At 71.4% G+C, this 17,410-nt stretch carries 14 protein-coding genes and 2 pseudogenes; all 16 read right to left on the minus strand.

What is annotated here, in order from left to right; all coding sequences use genetic code 11:
- Positions 1 to 85: 85 nt before the first annotated feature.
- Entirely contained in the window at positions 86 to 1,933 is a 1,848-nt protein-coding gene (locus HMPREF1008_RS07925) for an ABC transporter ATP-binding protein (protein ID WP_009279341.1), read from the minus strand.
- Positions 1,933 to 3,669, minus strand: coding sequence for an ABC transporter ATP-binding protein (locus HMPREF1008_RS07930; protein ID WP_009279342.1), 1,737 nt, complete (start codon positions 3,667 to 3,669; stop codon positions 1,933 to 1,935). The genes HMPREF1008_RS07925 and HMPREF1008_RS07930 overlap by 1 nt, the downstream gene beginning before the upstream one ends.
- A 21-nt stretch (positions 3,670 to 3,690) precedes the next feature.
- On the minus strand, positions 3,691 to 5,511 hold the full coding sequence (locus HMPREF1008_RS07935) for an ABC-F family ATP-binding cassette domain-containing protein (protein ID WP_009279343.1): 1,821 nt from the start codon (positions 5,509 to 5,511) through the stop codon (positions 3,691 to 3,693).
- Between the two features lie 9 nt (positions 5,512 to 5,520).
- A complete protein-coding gene (coaBC, locus tag HMPREF1008_RS07940) occupies positions 5,521 to 6,726 on the minus strand; it encodes a bifunctional phosphopantothenoylcysteine decarboxylase/phosphopantothenate--cysteine ligase CoaBC (protein ID WP_009279344.1) in 1,206 nt (401 codons plus the stop codon).
- Entirely contained in the window at positions 6,713 to 7,444 is a 732-nt protein-coding gene (locus HMPREF1008_RS07945) for a zinc ribbon domain-containing protein (RefSeq protein ID WP_009279345.1), read from the minus strand. The genes coaBC and HMPREF1008_RS07945 overlap by 14 nt, the downstream gene beginning before the upstream one ends.
- Positions 7,445 to 7,522: 78 nt before the next feature.
- On the minus strand, positions 7,523 to 8,698 hold the full coding sequence (locus HMPREF1008_RS07950) for a cysteine desulfurase family protein (RefSeq protein WP_009279346.1): 1,176 nt from the start codon (positions 8,696 to 8,698) through the stop codon (positions 7,523 to 7,525).
- The gene (gene rpe / locus HMPREF1008_RS07955) at positions 8,698 to 9,378 is read right to left on the minus strand and encodes a ribulose-phosphate 3-epimerase (RefSeq protein ID WP_009279347.1); all 681 of its coding nucleotides are present in this window, start codon (positions 9,376 to 9,378) and stop codon (positions 8,698 to 8,700) included. The genes HMPREF1008_RS07950 and rpe overlap by 1 nt, the downstream gene beginning before the upstream one ends.
- Before the next feature lie 11 nt (positions 9,379 to 9,389).
- Entirely contained in the window at positions 9,390 to 10,409 is a 1,020-nt protein-coding gene (locus tag HMPREF1008_RS07960) for an NAD(P)H-dependent glycerol-3-phosphate dehydrogenase (RefSeq protein ID WP_009279348.1), read from the minus strand.
- Positions 10,406 to 11,101, minus strand: a complete 696-nt coding sequence (locus tag HMPREF1008_RS07965; protein WP_009279349.1) for a glycerol-3-phosphate acyltransferase — start codon at positions 11,099 to 11,101, stop codon at positions 10,406 to 10,408. The genes HMPREF1008_RS07960 and HMPREF1008_RS07965 overlap by 4 nt, the downstream gene beginning before the upstream one ends.
- Positions 11,098 to 12,426 (minus strand): ribosome biogenesis GTPase Der, encoded by a 1,329-nt coding sequence (der, locus tag HMPREF1008_RS07970; protein ID WP_009279350.1) that lies wholly within the window; start codon positions 12,424 to 12,426, stop codon positions 11,098 to 11,100. The genes HMPREF1008_RS07965 and der overlap by 4 nt, the downstream gene beginning before the upstream one ends.
- A gap of 159 nt (positions 12,427 to 12,585) precedes the next feature.
- The gene (locus tag HMPREF1008_RS07975) at positions 12,586 to 13,977 is read right to left on the minus strand and encodes a DUF512 domain-containing protein (protein WP_009279351.1); all 1,392 of its coding nucleotides are present in this window, start codon (positions 13,975 to 13,977) and stop codon (positions 12,586 to 12,588) included.
- Positions 13,977 to 14,822 carry a 4-hydroxy-3-methylbut-2-enyl diphosphate reductase gene (gene ispH / locus HMPREF1008_RS07980; protein WP_009279352.1) on the minus strand — a complete coding sequence of 282 codons (846 nt, stop codon included), beginning with the start codon at positions 14,820 to 14,822 and terminating at the stop codon, positions 13,977 to 13,979. The genes HMPREF1008_RS07975 and ispH overlap by 1 nt, the downstream gene beginning before the upstream one ends.
- Positions 14,823 to 14,832: 10 nt before the next feature.
- Positions 14,833 to 16,419, minus strand: a complete 1,587-nt coding sequence (cmk, locus tag HMPREF1008_RS07985) for a (d)CMP kinase (protein ID WP_009279353.1) — start codon at positions 16,417 to 16,419, stop codon at positions 14,833 to 14,835.
- Positions 16,416 to 16,808, minus strand: coding sequence for a histidine phosphatase family protein (locus HMPREF1008_RS07990; protein WP_009279354.1), 393 nt, complete (start codon positions 16,806 to 16,808; stop codon positions 16,416 to 16,418). Before HMPREF1008_RS07990 ends, cmk begins: the two co-directional genes overlap by 4 nt.
- Before the next feature lie 28 nt (positions 16,809 to 16,836).
- Positions 16,837 to 17,100 (minus strand): annotated as a pseudogene (locus tag HMPREF1008_RS11085) (histidine phosphatase family protein); the annotation flags it as partial.
- A pseudogene (locus tag HMPREF1008_RS10675) lies at positions 17,087 to 17,410 on the minus strand (rRNA pseudouridine synthase); the annotation flags it as partial. The pseudogenes HMPREF1008_RS11085 and HMPREF1008_RS10675, both read right to left, overlap by 14 nt.

The raw sequence follows: 17,410 nt of genomic DNA on the forward strand, positions 1-17,410 counted from the left end.
GCGTGCCGCCAGCGGTAGCGGCCGTGGGAGGGACGGCCCCAGGCGAGAGGGTCCCCTCCCGTCGCGTCCGCAGCTGGGCGCAGGCCTACGAGAGCGCGAACTGGCTCTGGTAGAGGCGGGCGTAGAATCCGCCGCGGGCGAGGAGCTCGTCGTGGGTGCCCATCTCCACGATCTTGCCCGCGTCCATGACCACGATGCAGTCGGCGTTGCGGACGGTGGAGAGGCGGTGCGCCACGACCAGCGAGGTGCGTCCCACCATCATGCGGTCGAAGGCGTCCTGCACCTGCAGCTCGGTGCGGGTGTCGATGGAGCTCGTCGCCTCGTCCAGCAGGAACACCGGGGGATCGGCTAGCATGACGCGGGCGATGCAGAGGAGCTGGCGCTGCCCCTGCGAGAGGCTGCCGCCGCCCTCCCCCACCGGGGTGTCGTATCCCTGGGGAAGCTGCATGACGAACTTGTGGGCGTGGGCCCTGTGGGCGGCCTCCTCCACCTCGGCGTCCGTGGCGTCGGGCCGGCCGTAGGCGATGTTGTCCCGCACGCTCCCCTCGAAGAGCCAGGTCTCCTGCAGCACCATGCCGAAGGCAGCGCGCAGGCTGCTGGCGCTGAGCCCCGAGACGTCCTGCCCGTCGACCAGGATGCGACCGGAGTCGAGGTCGAAGAAGCGCAGGAGGAGGCTGATGAGGGTGGTCTTGCCGCAGCCCGTCGGCCCCACGAGCGCGAAGCGCCCGCCCGCCGGGACGGAGAGGCTGAGGCCACGGATGATCTCGTGACCGGGCTCGTACGAGAAGTGCAGGTCCTCGAGCTCGAGCGCGCCCTTGGGATCGACCAGCTCGACCGCATCGGGCGCGTCCTGGGTCTGGGACTCGCTGTCCATGAGCTCGATGAGCCTGCGCGCGGAGGCGAAGGCACCCTGCACCTGGCCCACCACGGCCGAGACCTCGTTGAAGGGCTTCATGTATTGGTTGGCGTACGAGAGGAAGCTCTGCACCTGGCCAACGGTGAGCGGGCTGGGGCCCACGCCGATGACGCAGAGGCAGCCCACCACGGCGACGACGGCGTAGATCGCGTTGTTGACGACGCGCGTCGCGGGGTTGGTGAGCGAGCTCACGAACTGGGCCCTCTCGCCCGACTCGTAGAGGCGGGAGTTGATCTCGGCGAAGCGCTCGCGTGCGCCGTCCGCCCGGGCGAAGGCCGTGAAGAGCCGCTGGTTGCCCATGACCTCCTCCACGTAGCCCCCCAGCTCGCCCTGGATGCCCTGCTGGGCGGCGAAGCTCGAGGACGAGCGGCGGGCTATGAGAGAGGCGACGAGGGCCAGGGCCGGCGTGAGGAGCACCACCACCAGCGCCACGGGGACCGAGATGGAGCACATGAAGGCTATGGTCCCCGCGATGGTGACGATGCCGCCCATGAGCTGGTTGAGCCCCTGGAGGAGGCCGTCGCCCACCGCGTCGGCGTCGGCCACCACGCGAGCGAGGAGGTCGCCGTGGGGATGGGCGTCGATGGTCGCGAGCGGCAGGTCCGAGAGGTGGTCGTAGGCGTCGTCGCGCAGGTCGCGCACCGTCTCGAAGGCGAGCCGGCTCACGAAGTAGCCCGAGAGCCACTGGCAGGATGCAGCGGCGACGACCACGGCGGCGAGCGTCCTCAGCACGGGGACGAGCGCCGCGGTGCCCCCACCGTAGGCCATGGCGTCGATGGCCCGCCCGATGAGGATGGGGACGTAGAGTTGCAGCGCCACCGAGGCCATGGACGCGACGAACGAGGTCGCGAGCGACGCGGCATGGGGGGCCACGTAGCGCCCCAGCCTGCGGAGCACCGCTCCCGCGGAGAGGCCCTCCGCCACGCCGGCACCCTTGGGCGAGAGGGACGCGCCCCCTCCCCGGACGGACGAGACGAGGCCGGCGCTGGACCCCCCGGCCTGGTATGGGTTGGCCATCAGGCGAGCACCTCCCTCTCGGAGAGCTGCGAGAGGCAGATCTCCCTGTAGAGGGGGCAGCCCCCCACGAGCTCCTCGTGCGTGCCGAGGCCCGCGGGGCGCCCGTGGTCGAGCACGAGGATCTGGTCGCAGCCGCGCACGCTGGACACGCGCTGGGACACGATGACGCGGGCGCTCTGCGAGAGGTCGCGGGCGAGGGCCGCGCGCAGGCGGGCGTCCGTCGCGAGGTCGAGGGCCGAGGCGGAGTCGTCCAGTACGACGAGCTCGGGCTCGCCGACCAGGGCGCGGGCGATGGTCAGGCGCTGGAGCTGCCCGCCGGAGAAGTTCCTCCCGCCGGCCTCGACGACGGCGTCGAGGCCGCCCTCCTTGTCGCGGACGAAGTCCTCGGCCTGGGCGGTGGCGAGCGCGGACCAGAGCTCCTCGTCGCCCGCGTCGCCCTTCCTCCACAGGAGGTTGGAGCGGACGGTGCCCGAGACGAGCGCCGCCTTCTGGGGCACGAGCCCCACGTGGGAGCGCAGCTGTCCGCTGGGGTACTCCCGCACGTCATGCCCCAGGACCCTGACGCTGCCCGAGGCCGCGTCGTAGAGCCTGGGCACGAGCGAGACGAGCGTCGACTTCCCCGAGCCCGTGCCGCCGATGACCCCCAGGCTCCCCCCGCGCGCGAGCGTGAGGGTCACGCCGTCGAGGGCGGGCACCGCCGCGCCCGGGTAGGCGAACGAGACCCCCTCGAGCTCGAGGGCGGGGGCGTCCGCCAGGGGCTCGACCGGCCCGCTGGCGAGGTCCACCACGCTCGGCTCGCAGTCGAGCACCTCCACGAGCCTCTGCGCCGAGGCGGCGCCGCGGGTGAAGACCACCACGAGGTTGGCGATGTAGACGATGGAGAGGAGTGTCTGGGTCATGTAGTTGACGAAGGCGATGACCTTCCCCTGGGTGAGGGCACCGGAGTCGACGCGCACCCCGCCCAGCCAGAGGATGACCACGACCCCCAGGTCCATGACGAGGAGCGTCGTGGGGTTGAGCAGGGACGAGAGACGTCCCGACGCGATGGCGTCCGCGGCCTGCGAGGCTGCCGCCACGCGGAAGCGCCCGCGCTCGTGGTCCTCGCGGCGGAAGGCCCTCATCACGCGCGCGCCGCCCAGGGCCTCCCTCACCAGGAGCGAGATGTGGTCGAGCTTCTCCTGCATGCTCCGGAAGTAGGGCACGCAGCGCGAGAGCACGGCCCAGAACACCAGGGCGATGACGGGCGTGCAGACCAGGAAGACCAGGCCGAGCCTCCAGTCGATGAGGAGGGCGGCCACGATGGAGCCCACGCCCAGGAAGGGCCAGCGTATGAGCTGGCGGATTCCCAGGGCGATGGCGAGCTGGACCTGGTTGACGTCGCTCGTTATGCGCGTGACCAGCGAGGCGGGGCCCAGGCGGTCGACGTCGACGGCCGAGAGGCCCACGGCCTTGGCGAAGCTCGCCTCGCGCAGGTCGGTCCCCATCCCCTGCGATACCAGTGCCGCCATCTTCTGGCAGACCGTCGTGAAGCAGAAGCCCACGAGGGCGAGGACCACGAGGAGCCCCCCCCTGAGGGCGATGGCCCTTCCGTCGTGCCGCGCCACGCCGACGTCCACCATGGACGCCACAATGACCGGCACGAGGAGCTCGAAGACCACCTCGACGACCTTTGCGAGCATGCCGAAGGCCGCCTTGGCGCGATACGGCCCCAGATACCTCCTCAGGAGTTCCAGCACACGGAATCTCCCTCCCTCTTCCTACTCGATGCCCAGCCTCTCGCCGAGCTCGAGCCACTCGTCCTCGAGCGAGGCCTGCTCCGCGCGCGCCGCGTCGACCGACGCCTGCGCCGCCATGAGGGCCTCGTAGTTCGAGGCGTCCACCTGCGCCATCTCTGCCTCGAGGCGCTCCGGCTCCCCCTCCAACCGCTCGAGGCGGCGCGTCACGGCATCGTAGCGCTTCTTGAACTCGCGGCGCTCGGCGTTGGAGAGGCGCGCCCCTCCCCCCTCCTCGGCGGGAGCGGGTGGGGGCGCCGTCGCCATGCGGGCCCGTGCGCCGTCGTCGGCGGGCTCATGCTCGCCGAGGAGCCTCAGGTACTCGTCCACGCCGCCTGGCACGTGGCGGACCCGCCCGTCAAGGAGGGCGAACTGGTCGTCGGTCACGCGCTCCATGAGGTAACGGTCGTGGCTCACGAGCAGGAGCGTGCCGGGCCACCCGTCCAGAAGGTCCTCGAGCACGGCCAGCATGTCGGTGTCGAGGTCGTTGCCGGGCTCGTCCAGGACGAGGACGTTGGGCTCCTCCATGAGGACGCACATGATGGCGAGGCGGCGGCGCTGGCCACCCGAGAGCTCGCCCACGAAGCTCGCGAACTCGCGACGGTCGAAGCCCAGGCGCTCGAGCAGCTGCTCGGGGCTCTGCTGCCTGCCGTCCACCACGTAGTAGCTCTTGTAGCTCGAGAGGAGCTCCTGGACCCGCCAGCCGTCCCTCTCGGAGAGTCTCCCGAGGTTCTGCGAGAGGATGCCGAAGCGCACTGAGGCGCCGATCCTCACGCTCCCCGAGCTGGGACGGAGCCTGCCCGTCATGAGCGAGAGGAGCGTCGACTTCCCGGCGCCGTTCTCTCCCAGGATGCCAAAGCGGTCTCCCGGTCCCACGATCCAGTCGACGCCCGAGACGACGGGGGCGTCCGAGCCGGGATACGAGAAGGACGCTCCCCTCATCTCTATGACCTGCTTGCCCAGACGGCTCACCGCCATGCGCCTGAGCTCCACGGTGTCGCGCAGGGGCGGGTCGCCGGCGAGGAGCTCCATGGCCGCGTCGATGCGGAACTTGGGCTTGCTCGAGCGCGCCTTGGCGCCGTGGGCGAGCCAGTTGAGCTCCTTGCGCAGGACGTTCTGGCGCCTCTCCTCCATGACGGCCGCCTGCCTCTGGCGCTCGAAGCGCTGCTGCACGTAGGCCGAGTAGCCGCCCTCGAAGGGGTCAATGGCGCCGTCGTGGACCTCCCACATGTGGTCGCAGACCTCGTCGAGGAACCAGCGGTCGTGCGTCACCAGGAGGAGCGCCCCCCGCCCCTGGGGCCAGCGCCCCTTGAGGTGGTCGGCCAGCCAGCCAATCGCCTGCATGTCCAGGTGGTTGGTCGGCTCGTCCATGAGGAGGACGTCCCAGCGCCCCACGAGCACGCGCGCAAGGTCACAGCGGCGACGCTGCCCGCCCGAGAGCTCGCCCACGCGGGCGTGCCAGTCGATGTCCCCCAGGAGCTCGTCGATGACGCCGCGCACGCGGGGGTCGGAGGCCCAGACGTACTCGGGCTGCTCCCCCACCACGGCATGCTCGACCGTCTCGTCGTCCGTGAGAGCGTCCGACTGGCCCAGGACGCCCACGCTGATGCCGTTCCTCCAGGTGACGGCGCCGGCATCCGGCTCCACCTCGCGCGCGATGAGCTCGAGCAAGGTTGACTTGCCGTCTCCGTTCCTGCCCACGATGCCTATGCGGTCGCCCTCGTCTATGCCGATGGTCTGACCCTCGAGCACGCGCTTGTTGGGCCACTCCATGTCGACGCGCTCGAGCCCGATGAGGATTCCCATGCGCGCCCCCTAGCCCTGGTCCCGGGGAAGGGCGAGCTCGCGCACGCGGTCCATGACGCGGCGCGCCACCTCGTCCTTGGGCAGGCAGGGAAGCTCGAGCTCGCCGGAGGCGTCGACCAGCGTCACGGCGTCCGTCTCGGAGCCGAAGGTCGAGTCCGCACGCGAGACGTCGTTGGCCACGATGAGGTCGGCTCCCTTGGCGCGGAGCTTCGCGCGGGCGTTGGGGACGAGCTCGTCGGTCTCGGCGGCGAAGCCCACCACGACGCGCCGTCCCTTGCGGGCGCAGAGCTCGGCCAGGACGTCCGCCGTGCGCACCAGGCGGATGGAGTCGAGCGGCTCCCTTGCCTTCTTGAGCTTGTGGTCCGCGGGCTCGGCAGGGGTGTAGTCCGCCACGGCGGCGGCGCACACCGCCACGTCCGCACCGTCGAAGGCAGCGAGGGCGGCATCGTGCATCTGGGCGGCGGAAACCACGTCCACGCGCCTCACCCCCTCGGGCGTGGGGAGCGAGACGGGCCCTGCCACCAGCGTGACGGAGGCGCCCCTCCTCGCCGCCTCGCGCGCGAGGGCGAAGCCCATCTTCCCGCTCGATGCGTTGGCGATGTAGCGCACCGGGTCGATGGCCTCGTGCGTGGGCCCCGCCGTGACCACGAGGGAAAGGCCCTCGAGGTCGCGCGCCTCCCCGCCCAGGAGGTCGAGGGCGGCCGCGAGGACCTGCCCGACGGGCGCGAGCTTGCCCGTGCCCACGGCGCCGCAGGCGAGCCTGCCGGAGTCGGGCATGACGAAGCGCACCCCACGCGAGCGCAGGGTGGCGAGGTTGGCCTGGGTGGCCGGGGCCTGCCACATGCGCAGGTTCATGGCGGGGGCGACCAGCACGGGGCAGCCCAACGCGAGGAGCGTGGTGGAGAGCGCGTCGTCCGCCATCCCCGCGGCCATCTTGGCCATCACGTTGGCCGTGGCGGGGACCACCACCGCGAGCTCGGCGAAGTCGGCGAGCTCGACGTGGGGGATCGGACCCTCTCCTGAGCCGTAGAGGTTCGTCGTGACGGGATGTCCCGAGAGGGCCTCGAAGGTCGTAGGGCCCACGAAGCGCGTCGCGTCCTCGCTCATGACGACGCGCACGTCGCAGCCCGCCTTCTGGAGGCCCCGCATGAGCTCGACCGCCTTGTACGCGGCGATCCCGCCGCACACGGCGAGAAGGACCCTACTCGACCTCATCGAAGGCCCCCTCGAACACCAGCATGCGGTGGCAGTAGGGGCATTCGGTCACCTCTGCGCCTGCGCGCCTGAGGTCCGAGAACTGGCTGGGCTGGAGCTTGACGCGGCAGACCGAGGGGAGGTTGCCCGCGAGCCTCTCCACGGCGAGGCCCCCGAAGCGCCTCGAGGCGGCCTCGTAGCGCGCGAGCACCTCGCCCGAGAGGTCTGCGACGACGGACTTGCGCTCGGCCGCGAGCTTGCGCACCTCGGCCATGAGGTCCGCGGACGCCCGCTCGAAGGCCTCCTGCTGGGAGGCCGCCTCCTCGTCCAGGCGCGCCATGACGCCACGGGCGTTGCGTTCCGCCTTGCGCAGGCGGTCGCGGAGCTCGACCTTCTCGCCATGCGTGAACTCGATCTTCTCGAGCCTCTTGGCAAGGGAGGTGAGCTGCGCCTCGAGGTCGGTGAGCTGGCGGTAGTCCGCCTGGCGCTCCGCCGCCTGGGCCTTGACCTCGTCCATGAGGACGACGAACTTGTCGTGCGCGGCCTCCGAGTCCTCGACGTCCATCTCGCTGTCCTTGCGCTGGCCCACTATGCTGGCGAGCTCGCCCTGGAGCTTACGCTTGGCCTGGGCGATGGCCTGGAGCTTCTTCTGCTGGGGCATGGCCGAGAGCTGGCGCTTGAGCCTGAGGAGCTGGAGGTCGATCTCCTGGAGCCTGAGCAGTGCCTGGGATTCCTTCATGTGCCGCCTCCTTGGGGGCATGGTGTTTGGTCGCAGGTGGTTCGTGCCGGCGGGCTTGCTGTCGCGCGAGGCGGTCCGCTACGCCCCGGCCTTCTTGCGCACGAGGGCGAGCAGGGCGTCCGCGAAGCGCGACAGGTCGTCCTCCCCCACGCGCTCGTCGAAGGACACGCGCAGGGAGCAAAGGGCGAGCTCGCGGGGTATCCGCATGGCCGAGAGCACGTGGCTCGGGTCCAGCGATCCCGACGAGCAGGCAGACCCGGCCGAGACCTCGAACCCCGCCTCGTCGAGCGAGAGGACCAGGGTCTCGGAGTCGACGCCCGGCACCAGCAGCGAGACCATGCCGGGCAGACGCCCCTCGTCCATCTGGGGGGAGACGCTCGCCTCGATGCCGGTTCCGGGGACGCAGAGGCGGTCGTAGAGGCCCTGGGCGCGGGAGGCGACGAGGCGACGGCGCTCGGAGAGCCCGTCCGAGCAGGAGCGGGCGGCGGCGGCGAAGGCGAGCGCGCCGCGCACGTCCTGCGTGCCCGCGCGCCTCCCCTGCTCCTGGCCGCCTCCGAAGGACTGCGGCCTGAGCGGGCAGCGGCTGCGCAGGGCGAGCGCCCCCACGCCCACCGGGCCGCCGATCTTGTGGGCGGCGAGGGAGACCGCGTCCACGTCCCCGAGCTCGAGCGGGATCCTGACGAAGGCCTGGACGGCGTCCGTGTGCATGAGGGCGCCGGCCGCGTGCGCCCTCCGCGCGATGGCGGCCACGGGCTGCACCACGCCCGTCTCGTTGTTGGCGCACATGACCGAGACGAGGGCCACGTCCGGGCCCAGGAGCTCGCCCACCGCCTCGGGGGTGACGACGCCATGGCGGTCGGGACTCACGAGCCTGACCTCGAAGCCGCGGCCCCTCAGCGGGGGCAGGACGTCCAGGACCGAGTCGTGCTCGATGGCGGAGACCAGGACCCTGGTTCGCCTGCGGTCCCTCTCGCGTGCCGCCTCGGCCATGCCGAGGAGGGCGAGGTTGTTGGACTCGGTGCCGCCCGAGGTGAAGGTGACGTCCATGGGCCTGAAGCCGCCGCCCAGGCAGCGGGCGAGGTCGCGGCGGGCGCCGTCGAGGGCGCGGGCGGCCTCGCGACCCAGGCTGTGCAGGGAGTTGGGGTTCGCCCCCGCGATGCGGGAGGACTCGTAGTCGAGCTCGGCCTCGCGCGCCGCGTCGCAGAGCGGGGCCGAGGCGGCGTAGTCGAGGTAGAGGGGGGCATCGGACGGCATCAGGCGCGCCTCGCGAGTCCGCCTAGGGCCGCGTCCCTGATGGACCGGATGGCCTGGGCGCGGTCCTGCGCGCCGAAGACGGCGCTTCCCGCCACGAGCACGTCGGCTCCCGCCGCCGCCACGGCGGCGGCGTTCCCGGCCGAGATGCCCCCGTCGACCTCGACCCTGGGGCTCACGCCATGGGCGGAGCAGAGGGCCTTGAGGCGGCGGAGCTTGGCGAGGGAGCCCTCGATGAAGCCCTGGCCCCCGAAGCCGGGGTTGACCGTCATGACCAGCACCATGTCGAGCTCGTCGACGAGCTCCTCGAGGCAGGACACGGGGGTCGCGGGGTTGAGCGCCACGGCCGCCTTGGCCCCCGCCTCGTGGATGAGCGAGACGAGCCTCCGGGCGTGCGTCTGGGCCTCCCAGTGGAAGCTCACCACGTCGGCGCCGGCGTCGAGGTACCAGGGAACGCACTCCTCGGGGTTCGAGACCATGAGGTGCACGTCGACGGGAAGGTCCGTGGCACGCTTGACCTGCGAGAGGACCCCCACGCCAAACGAGAGGTTGGGCACGAAGTGACCGTCCATGACGTCGAAGTGGAGGAGGTCCGCCGTGGCTATGTCGTCGAGCTCGTCCGCGAGCCTGGTGAAGTCTGCCGAGAGCAGCGACGGCGCCACCCTCACGTCATGGTCAAGCATCAGCACATCCCCTATTCGTTTGTGCGGAGACCGTAGAACTCCTCGTTGGGCCCGCGGTCCAAGAGGAGCCCGGCCGCCTCCTCGAGTCTGACTCCCTCGTACAGGATAGCGTGTACGGCATGGGTCACGGGGGTCTCTATGCCCATCTCGCACGCAAGCTCCCAGACGCTCACCGCCGCGCGGGCACCCTCGACCACCATGCGGGTGCGGCCCTCGTACGACTCGAGCGTCTCGCCCGCGGCGAACGCCTCGCCGAAGCTGCGGTTGCGCGAGTGGCGCGAGGTGCAGGTGGCGACGAGGTCGCCCATGCCGGCGAGCCCCATGCAGGTGAGGGTGTCGCCGCCCAGGGCGCTCACGATGCGCCCCACCTCGGCGAGGCCGCGAGTCATGAGGACGGCGAGCGCGTTGTCGCCCATGCCCAGGCCGGCACAGACCCCGCACGCGATGGCGATGACGTTCTTGACGGCGGCGCAGACCTCGACGCCCCGCACGTCCCGGGAGCGGTAGGCCCTGAAGCTGGTCGAGTGGAGGAGCCGCTGGAAGTCGCGGGCGAGGGCCTCGTCCTCCGCCGCGACGACGCCGGCGGACACCATCCCGCGCGAGATCTCCTCGGCGTGGTTGGGGCCCGAGAGCGCGGCGATGCGACGGGGATGCCCCAGCTCCTGGGCCACGACCTCGGTCATGAGCAGGTGGCTGCCCGGCTCGATGCCCTTGGTGAGCACCAGGAGCCCGGCGGGGTCGGGGACCGCGGCCGCACAGGACGCGAGGGTGGCCCTCAGGAAGGAGGAGGGCACCGCCACGAGGACCTGGCCCGTCCCGGCGAGCGCCTCTGCGGCGTTCGTGGTGGCACGGACGTTCGCGGGCAGCTCGTAGGAGCTGAGGTGGCGCGGGTTGCGGTGGAGCTCGCTGATGGAGCGGGCCACCTCATCGGAGCGGGCGAGCATGCAGACCTCGTCCGCATGCCCCGCAACGAGGCCGGCCGCCGCCGTGCCCCAGGACCCCGTGCCGATGACGGCGACCCTCCCGCTCATCGCGACCCCCCCTCCTCGTCGCGCTTGTCGGACGAGCCGCGATGCACGCTGAAGCGACGCTCCTCTCCCCTGGCGAGCTTCCTCAGGTTGGTGCGGTGCGACCAAATGACGACGACCGCGGTGACGGCCAAGGGCAGCTCCACCCAGGGCCCGAAGCCCATGAGGGCCCCCACCACGGGAAGGGCGGCAGCGGCGGCGACGGAGCCAAGCGAGACGTAGCGCGAGGGTATGGCGAGGACGAAGAACACGGCGAGGATGGCGAGCGCCAGGGGCCAGTGGAGCCCCAGGGCCGCGCCGAAGCCGACCGATATGCCCTTGCCACCCCTGAAGCCCAGGTAGGGGGAGAAGACGTGTCCCATGACGCAGCTGAGGTAGACCAGGGCGAGGGCCCAGCCGAAGGGGGTTTCCACGCCTGCGGCGGCCCAGTCTCCCCCAAACACGAAATCGGAGAGCGCTAGGTGCGAGAGGAGCATGCACGCCATGCCCTTGCCCGCGTCGCAGGCGAGGGTGAGCGCCGCCGCAGCGGCACCCGCGGAGCGCGCGACGTTGGTCATGCCGATGTTGCCCGAGCCCACCGTGCGCACGTCCACGTGCTCGCGCGAGCCCTTGGCGATGAGCAGGCCGAAGGGTATGCCACAGACGAGGAAGGACGCGAGCATGCAGGCGGCGGTCGCCAGGGCGAGCGGGCTCATCTGCGCCCCTCCTCCCTCAGGCGGAACTTGAGCCTGACGGGGGTTCCCGTGAGGTCGAAGGCCTGGCGCAGGCGGTTCTCCATGAAGCGCTCGTAGTTGTCGTCCACGAGGTCCGGCGCGTTGCACCAGAAGGTGAGCACGGGAGGCCTCTGGCCGGTCTGCACGCCATAGTGGACCTTGAGGCGGCGGCCCTTGTCGGTGACGGTGTGCCCGCCCTCGCGGATCTGGGTGAGGAGGGCGTTGAGCTGCGAGGTCTTGAGCTGGCAGGCATGGTTCGCCGCCGCCTTGACCGCAGCCTCGAGGATCTTGTCGGTGGCGCGCCCGGTGAGGGCGCTCATGTTGACCGAGGGCGCCCAGGGGGCGAACGAGAGGCGCTGGGCGAGGGTGGCCGCCACGTCGTCGCGCTGCTTCTCGGTGGTGACGAGGTCCCACTTGTTGAGGGCCACCACGAGGGCGCAGCCGCGGTCCACCGCCATGCCCACGAGCTTCTGGTCCTGCTCGGTGACGCCCACCGAGGCGTCCACCACCAGGATGCAGACGTCGGCGCGGTCCATGGCCTCGAGGCCGCGGACCAGGCTGTAGTACTCGACGTCCTCGTGCACCAGGTTCTTCTTGCGCATGCCCGCGGTGTCGACGAGGCGGATGCGCGTGCCCTTCCACTCGATCATGCTGTCGATGGCATCGCGCGTGGTGCCCGCGACGTCCGAGACGATGGAGCGGTTCCTCTTGGTCAGACGGTTCGCGAGCGAGGACTTGCCCACGTTGGGACGGCCGATGATGGCCACGTTGAGGGCGTCGTCCGCCGGCCCCTCCTCGTCCTCCTCGTCCGGGAGCACGGCGACGACCTCGTCGAGGAGGTCTCCCGTGCCGTGGCCGTGCCCGGCCGAGATGGGACGCGGCTCCCCCACGCCCAGGGAGTAGTAGTTCCAGGACTCGAGCTCGCGGGCGGGGTCGTCGATCTTGCTGACCACCAGGAAGACCGGCTTGCCCGACTTCCTGACCACGCGGGCGACCTCCTCGTCCTCGTCGGTCACGCCGACGGTGCCGTCCACCACGAAGATGATGGCGTCCGCCTCGTCGCAGGCGGCGAGCGCCTGCTCGCGGATGCGCGGGGCGAAGACGTCCTTGCTCTTGGCGGACTCGATGCCGCCGGTGTCGATGAGGACGAACTCGCGGCCGTTCCAGTCGGTCGTGTGGTACGAGCGGTCGCGGGTCACGCCGCGCGACTCGTGGACTATGGCGTCGCGGTTCACCGCCAGGCGGTTGACGAGGGTCGACTTCCCCACGTTGGGCCTGCCGACCACGGCGACTATGGGCTTGGACATGATGCTCCTTGCTGTTCCTGCTGCAGATTCCTGGGAAAAGTCTAGCATGCGCGCCCTGGGAGCCCCGGGCGGCGGGGTCCGCGCACAGCAAAGCCACGGCAGGGGCGCCCCTCCCCTGCCGGGAGGCGTCGAGGCACGTGGCCCTCGCCCGACGAGGCCCTAGAGCCCGAAGGTCCCGGCGAGGGCTGCGACCATAGTTCCGGGCGAGGACTGGCTCACCAGCGGGAGCCCCCCGCGGGAGCGGATCTCGTCCAGGATGTGTGCCTGGCTGTCCCCGTCCAGGGTGACCTTGTCGAAGTTGAACATGACCTCGGGCAGCACGACCACCGTAAACGAGAGGTCCTGGGGCAGCTGCGCGAGCAGGTCGCAGGACACGATGAGCCCGGTCACGTTGACGTCCCCGCCGTAGTAGTCGTTGCGAATCGCGACGCAGCCGGCACGACCCGCCGACCACCGCTCGAAGAAGCTCGAGATGGTGGGCTCCGCAGCCTCGCCGCAGACGACGAGCGCGCGCATGCCCCGCTCCTCGAGGCGCGACCTCAGGCCACTGAGGAGCCCGCCCTGCGTGCGGCAGAGCTCGTCCGCCTCGTCCAGGAAGCTCCTCAGCATGCCGATGCCGTCATAGAACTGCGGGTAGCCGTCGTAGGTCTCGGCCGGCGGGACGGGCAGCTCGGCGTCCACGTAGAACTCGTCCGAGAGCTGGAAGCGGGTGCGCCCCAGCTCCCGCCTGGCCCGCTCCTGGTAGGGCTCGATGAGCCTCACCACGGCCCGCGACGCCTCGACGTCCTCCGAGAAGGACTCCGAGAACTGCTTGGAGTACTTGGTGTAGCCCATGGGGACGAGCGCCATGGAGCTGATGTTGGGCCTCTCCTCCACCCAGTCGAGGGTCCGCCTGAGCTCGTCGCCGTCGTTGATGCCGGCACAGAGCACGATCTGCCCGTGCACCTCGAGCCCCGCCTCGCAGAGCCGCTCCAGCACCTCGACGCCCCTCATGGCGCGCGGGCCGATGAGCGACCTCCTGACCTCGGGCGATATGGCATGGATCGAGACGTTCATGGGCTCGAGGCGGCACCGGACGATGCGCTCCAGGTCGTCGTCCCCCACGTTGGTGAGCGTCACGAAGTTGCCCTGGAGGAACGACAGCCGGTAGTCGTCGTCCCTGAGCGAGAGGGACGCGCGCGCGTCCTCGGGGAGCATCCTCATGAAGCAGAACTGGCAGGCGTTGACGCAGGTGCGGATGCCGTCGAAGAGCACGTCGGTGAACTCGACGCCCCAGTCCTGCCCGGGCTCGCGCTCGAGCTCGCAGGAGTAGGACTGGCCGTCATCGGGGTCGAAGACCTCGAGCTCGCAGTAGGCGTCGGCCCCCTCCCAGCGCCAATCGATGAGGTCGCGCAGGGGGTGCCCGTTGATGGCGTCCACGCGCATGCCCGGCTCGAGGCCTGCCTCCCAGGCGGGGCTCCCGTCCTCGACGGCCTGGATCCAAGCCCCGTCCGCCTGCGGTCGGGTGGAGGCGTAGTCCGCACGCTTGAGCCTGCCCTCTCCCGCCTCCATCAGCCCTCCCCCACGAGCTCGCCGATACGCTCGACGACCTCGTCGATCTGGGACTGGGGCGTGGAGGCGCCGGCGGTCACGCCGATGAGCTCGGCCCCGTCGAACCAGGGCGCCTCGAGCTCGGACGCGCCCTCGATGTGGTGCGTGCGCGGGCAGGAGGCCTCGCAGATCTGGGCGAGCCTGCGGGTGTTGGCGGACATGCGGCCGCCCACGACCACCATGGTGTCCGCCTGGGCGGCGAGCTTCGCCGCGGATGCCTGGCGCAGGGTCGTGGCCTCGCAGATGGTGTCGACGACACGCAGCTCGTCCACCCTGCCTATGAGGGCCCCCACGAGCGCGCGCAGGCGGGAGCGCGACTGGGTGGTCTGCACCACGAGTCCCACGCGCCGCGCGAGCCTGACGCCCTCGAGGTCCTCGGGCCCGCCCACGATGAGCGCCTGGGGGGCGTGCCCCAAGGTCCCCTCGACCTCGGGATGCCCCTCCTCGCCCAGGATGAGGACCTGGTAACCCTCTCTTGCGAGCCTCTCCGCGGCGTTGTGCGCCCGGATGACGAAGGGACAGGTGGCGTCCAGGACCTCGTCGTGGGAGGCGCGGGCGGCGTCCTCCTCCTCGGGGGTGACGCCGTGCGTGCGCAGCACCAGCGTGCCGCCAGGCGCGTCCGCCGCGGAGGCGACGACGCCGACGCCGCGGCTCTCGAGCTCGCCCACCACGCTGGGGTTGTGGATGAGGGGGCCCAGGGTGTGGATGGGACCCCTGGCGTCGCGGGTCGCGTCCCTCACCATCTGGAGCGCGCGGTTCACGCCGTAGCAGGCGCCCGCCTCGTCGGCGACCAGGATCTTTGGCATCTCTTCTCCCCTACAGCTTGCCCGGGTGCTCCCGACGGAGCTCGTCGCGCATGGCATAGACGCGATCCATCGCCAGGGACTCCATCGCCTTCGCCTGGGCCTTGCGGCCCCTCACGCCCAGGTCGCCGAACTCGAGGCAGTCTCCGACCTTGCACCAGACCCTGCCCGGCCTCTTCCAGTGCGTGCCCTCGGGCGTGATGTTGAGGGCGCCAACGATGGAGAGGGGCTGCACGGGCGCCTTGGCGAGCTGGGCCACCAGGGCGAAGCCCGCGTGGAGCTCGACGGGCTGGTCCTGCGACCTGACGCGCGTCCCCTCCGGGAAGATGAGGATGCACTCACCCCTCCTGAGCGAGCGGACGCAGCGGCGCACGAAGCTCATGTCGGCCGTGCCCCTCACCACGGGGATGCCGCCGATGCGCGAGAAGAGCCAGGTCACGAACCTGTTGCCGTCGAACTCGCTCTTGTAGACGGGACGCACGCGCTGGCCGTGGGCCCAGAGCGAGACCACGACGGGGATCGGGTCGAGCATGGAGACGTGGTTCATGACTATGACGCGCCCGCGCCTCTCGTCCCAAAGCTTGCGGCCGTCCACCATCCTCCAGGGCCAGACGAGCTTGGTGAGGGCCCCGACCAGGCAGACCGCGAGGGCGAGAAGTGCTCGCGCCGGAAGCGGGAAGTCCGCCATGCGGTGGTCGTAATAGTCGTCGAAGGAGTTTCCCGCGAAGGCGCGCATCCTGCCCTCGCCCGGCTCGACGGCGAGCCTGCGCGCGGCGGCGTCGGACTCGGGATTCGGGACGGGCGTGCCGGCGGGCATGGAGTCGGCGGCGGGCACGCCGACCGTCCCCGCCTCGCCTCCGGAGGCCGCCTGGGACACCGCCGGGACGTCGTCGCCGGAGTCCCTCTCACCCGAGGCGACCCGGTCCATGAGGGCCGAGATCAGCGCGACCTCCTCCTCCACGCTCAGGCTCGACGAGTCGATGTGCACGGCGTCCTCGGCGGGCCTCAGGGGGGACTCCTCGCGGGAGGAGTCGAGGCGGTCGCGACGGACGATGTCCTCCAGGATCTTGCGCTCCTCCTCGCCGTCCGCCTGCGCCGAGGCGTCGGTGGTGCTGTTGCCGCCGGCGCGCTGGACCGCCCTGCGGTGGGCGCGGGCCGCGGGGTCGGCGGTGAGGAAGACCTTCACGTCGGCCTGGGGAAACACCACGGTGCCGATGTCGCGGCCCTCGGCCACGACGTTGCCGGAGCGCCCCAGCTCCCGCTGGCGCGCCACCATGGCGGCACGCACGGCGGGGACGGCCGCCACCGCTGACACGTTGTGGTCCACCTCGGCGGAGCGGATCTGGGCGCTGACGTCCTCGCCGGACTCGAAGACCGTCTGGGAGCCGTCCTCGGCCGTGCCGAAGCCGATGCCGCAGGCCTCGGCGACCCTCACCACGGCCTCGCGGTCCGCCAGGTCAACCCCCCTCTGCAGGCAGCGCAGCGTGGCGCAGCGGTACATGGCGCCGGTGTCGAGGTAGGTGAGGCCCCGCTCGCGCGCGAGCGCCCTCGCTATGGTTGACTTTCCGGAGCCGGCAGGCCCGTCGATTGCAACGATCACTTCACACTACCTTCCGCGATGTTCTCGGTCGTGTCCCTGCCCAGGAGGGAGGGATCCTCCGCCCTGCGCCGCACCTCCTCGGGTGCGAGCCCGATGGCGACGAGGGTGTAGCTCGTGCCGTCGCAGGCGAGGACCTGCGAGCTCACGTTGGGCAGGCGCAGCCTCCAGAAGCTCGTGAGCGGAATCTGGAGTGCCGAGGCCAGGACCGCCCTGGTGAGCCCCCCGTGGGTGACGCAGGCCGTGCGGCCCCCGAGAGGCCTCAGCGCCTCGAGCAGGCCGTGGGCGCGCGCGAAGAGCTCCTCGAAGCACTCTGCCCCCTCGGGCGCCCGCGAGCGTCCGTCGGGACCCAGGGGCCCAGGGGAAATCGTACCCCATGGCCCTGAGCTCACCCACCGTGAGGCCCTGCGCGGGACCGAACTCGATCTCGGCCAGCTCCTGCCTGACCTCGAGCGGCACGCCGAGCCTCCAGGCCGCCTCGCGCGCGATGGCGAGGCAGCGCGAGAGGGGCGACGACCAGACGCGGTCGGGCTCCCAGGCCACCAGCGCCTCGACGGCGCGCGCCATCTGGCGCTCCCCCGCCGGGCTCAGGTCCACGTCGCTCCTGCCCGAGAGCGTGCCGGCGAGGTTCGCCGTGGTCTCGGGGTGTCGCATCAGGAGGATGCGCTGCCTATCCCCTGGCATGCGAGGGCACCTCCCCCGTGGCCAGGGCCTCGACCGCCGCGCGCTCGCGGGCGTCGAGGGGCCTCCACTGGCCGGGCATGAGGCCCGTGAGGGCGAGGGGCCCGAACTCGTCGCGGTGCAGGCGCAGCACCTCGTGCCCCACGGCCTTGAGCATGCGCTTGACCTGGTGCTTGCGACCCTCGTGGATCCTGAGCGAGACGACGCTCGTCCCATAGGGAACGCCCTCGGGCGCCACGGGCAGGGTGTGCGGGTCGCCTGCGCGCAGCAGCCGCGCCTCCGCGGGCGCCGCGGCGCCACCCCGCAGCTCGAC

Source organism: Olsenella sp. oral taxon 809 str. F0356 (assembly GCF_000233535.1).
Taxonomy (GTDB): domain Bacteria; phylum Actinomycetota; class Coriobacteriia; order Coriobacteriales; family Atopobiaceae; genus Olsenella_I; species Olsenella_I phocaeensis.

Excerpts from the sequence above, each read along its gene's own strand:
- HMPREF1008_RS07925 (WP_009279341.1), bottom strand. The coding sequence starts at position 1,933 with ATGGCCAACCCATACCAGGCCGGGGGGTCCAGCGCCGGCCTCGTCTCG.
- HMPREF1008_RS07935 (WP_009279343.1), bottom strand. The coding sequence starts at position 5,511 with ATGGGAATCCTCATCGGGCTCGAGCGCGTCGACATGGAGTGGCCCAAC.
- coaBC (WP_009279344.1), bottom strand. The coding sequence starts at position 6,726 with ATGAGGTCGAGTAGGGTCCTTCTCGCCGTGTGCGGCGGGATCGCCGCG.
- HMPREF1008_RS07945 (WP_009279345.1), bottom strand. The coding sequence starts at position 7,444 with ATGAAGGAATCCCAGGCACTGCTCAGGCTCCAGGAGATCGACCTCCAG.
- HMPREF1008_RS07950 (WP_009279346.1), bottom strand. The coding sequence starts at position 8,698 with ATGCCGTCCGATGCCCCCCTCTACCTCGACTACGCCGCCTCGGCCCCG.
- rpe (WP_009279347.1), bottom strand. The coding sequence starts at position 9,378 with ATGCTTGACCATGACGTGAGGGTGGCGCCGTCGCTGCTCTCGGCAGAC.
- HMPREF1008_RS07960 (WP_009279348.1), bottom strand. The coding sequence starts at position 10,409 with ATGAGCGGGAGGGTCGCCGTCATCGGCACGGGGTCCTGGGGCACGGCG.
- HMPREF1008_RS07965 (WP_009279349.1), bottom strand. The coding sequence starts at position 11,101 with ATGAGCCCGCTCGCCCTGGCGACCGCCGCCTGCATGCTCGCGTCCTTC.
- der (WP_009279350.1), bottom strand. The coding sequence starts at position 12,426 with ATGTCCAAGCCCATAGTCGCCGTGGTCGGCAGGCCCAACGTGGGGAAG.
- HMPREF1008_RS07975 (WP_009279351.1), bottom strand. The coding sequence starts at position 13,977 with ATGGAGGCGGGAGAGGGCAGGCTCAAGCGTGCGGACTACGCCTCCACC.
- ispH (WP_009279352.1), bottom strand. The coding sequence starts at position 14,822 with ATGCCAAAGATCCTGGTCGCCGACGAGGCGGGCGCCTGCTACGGCGTG.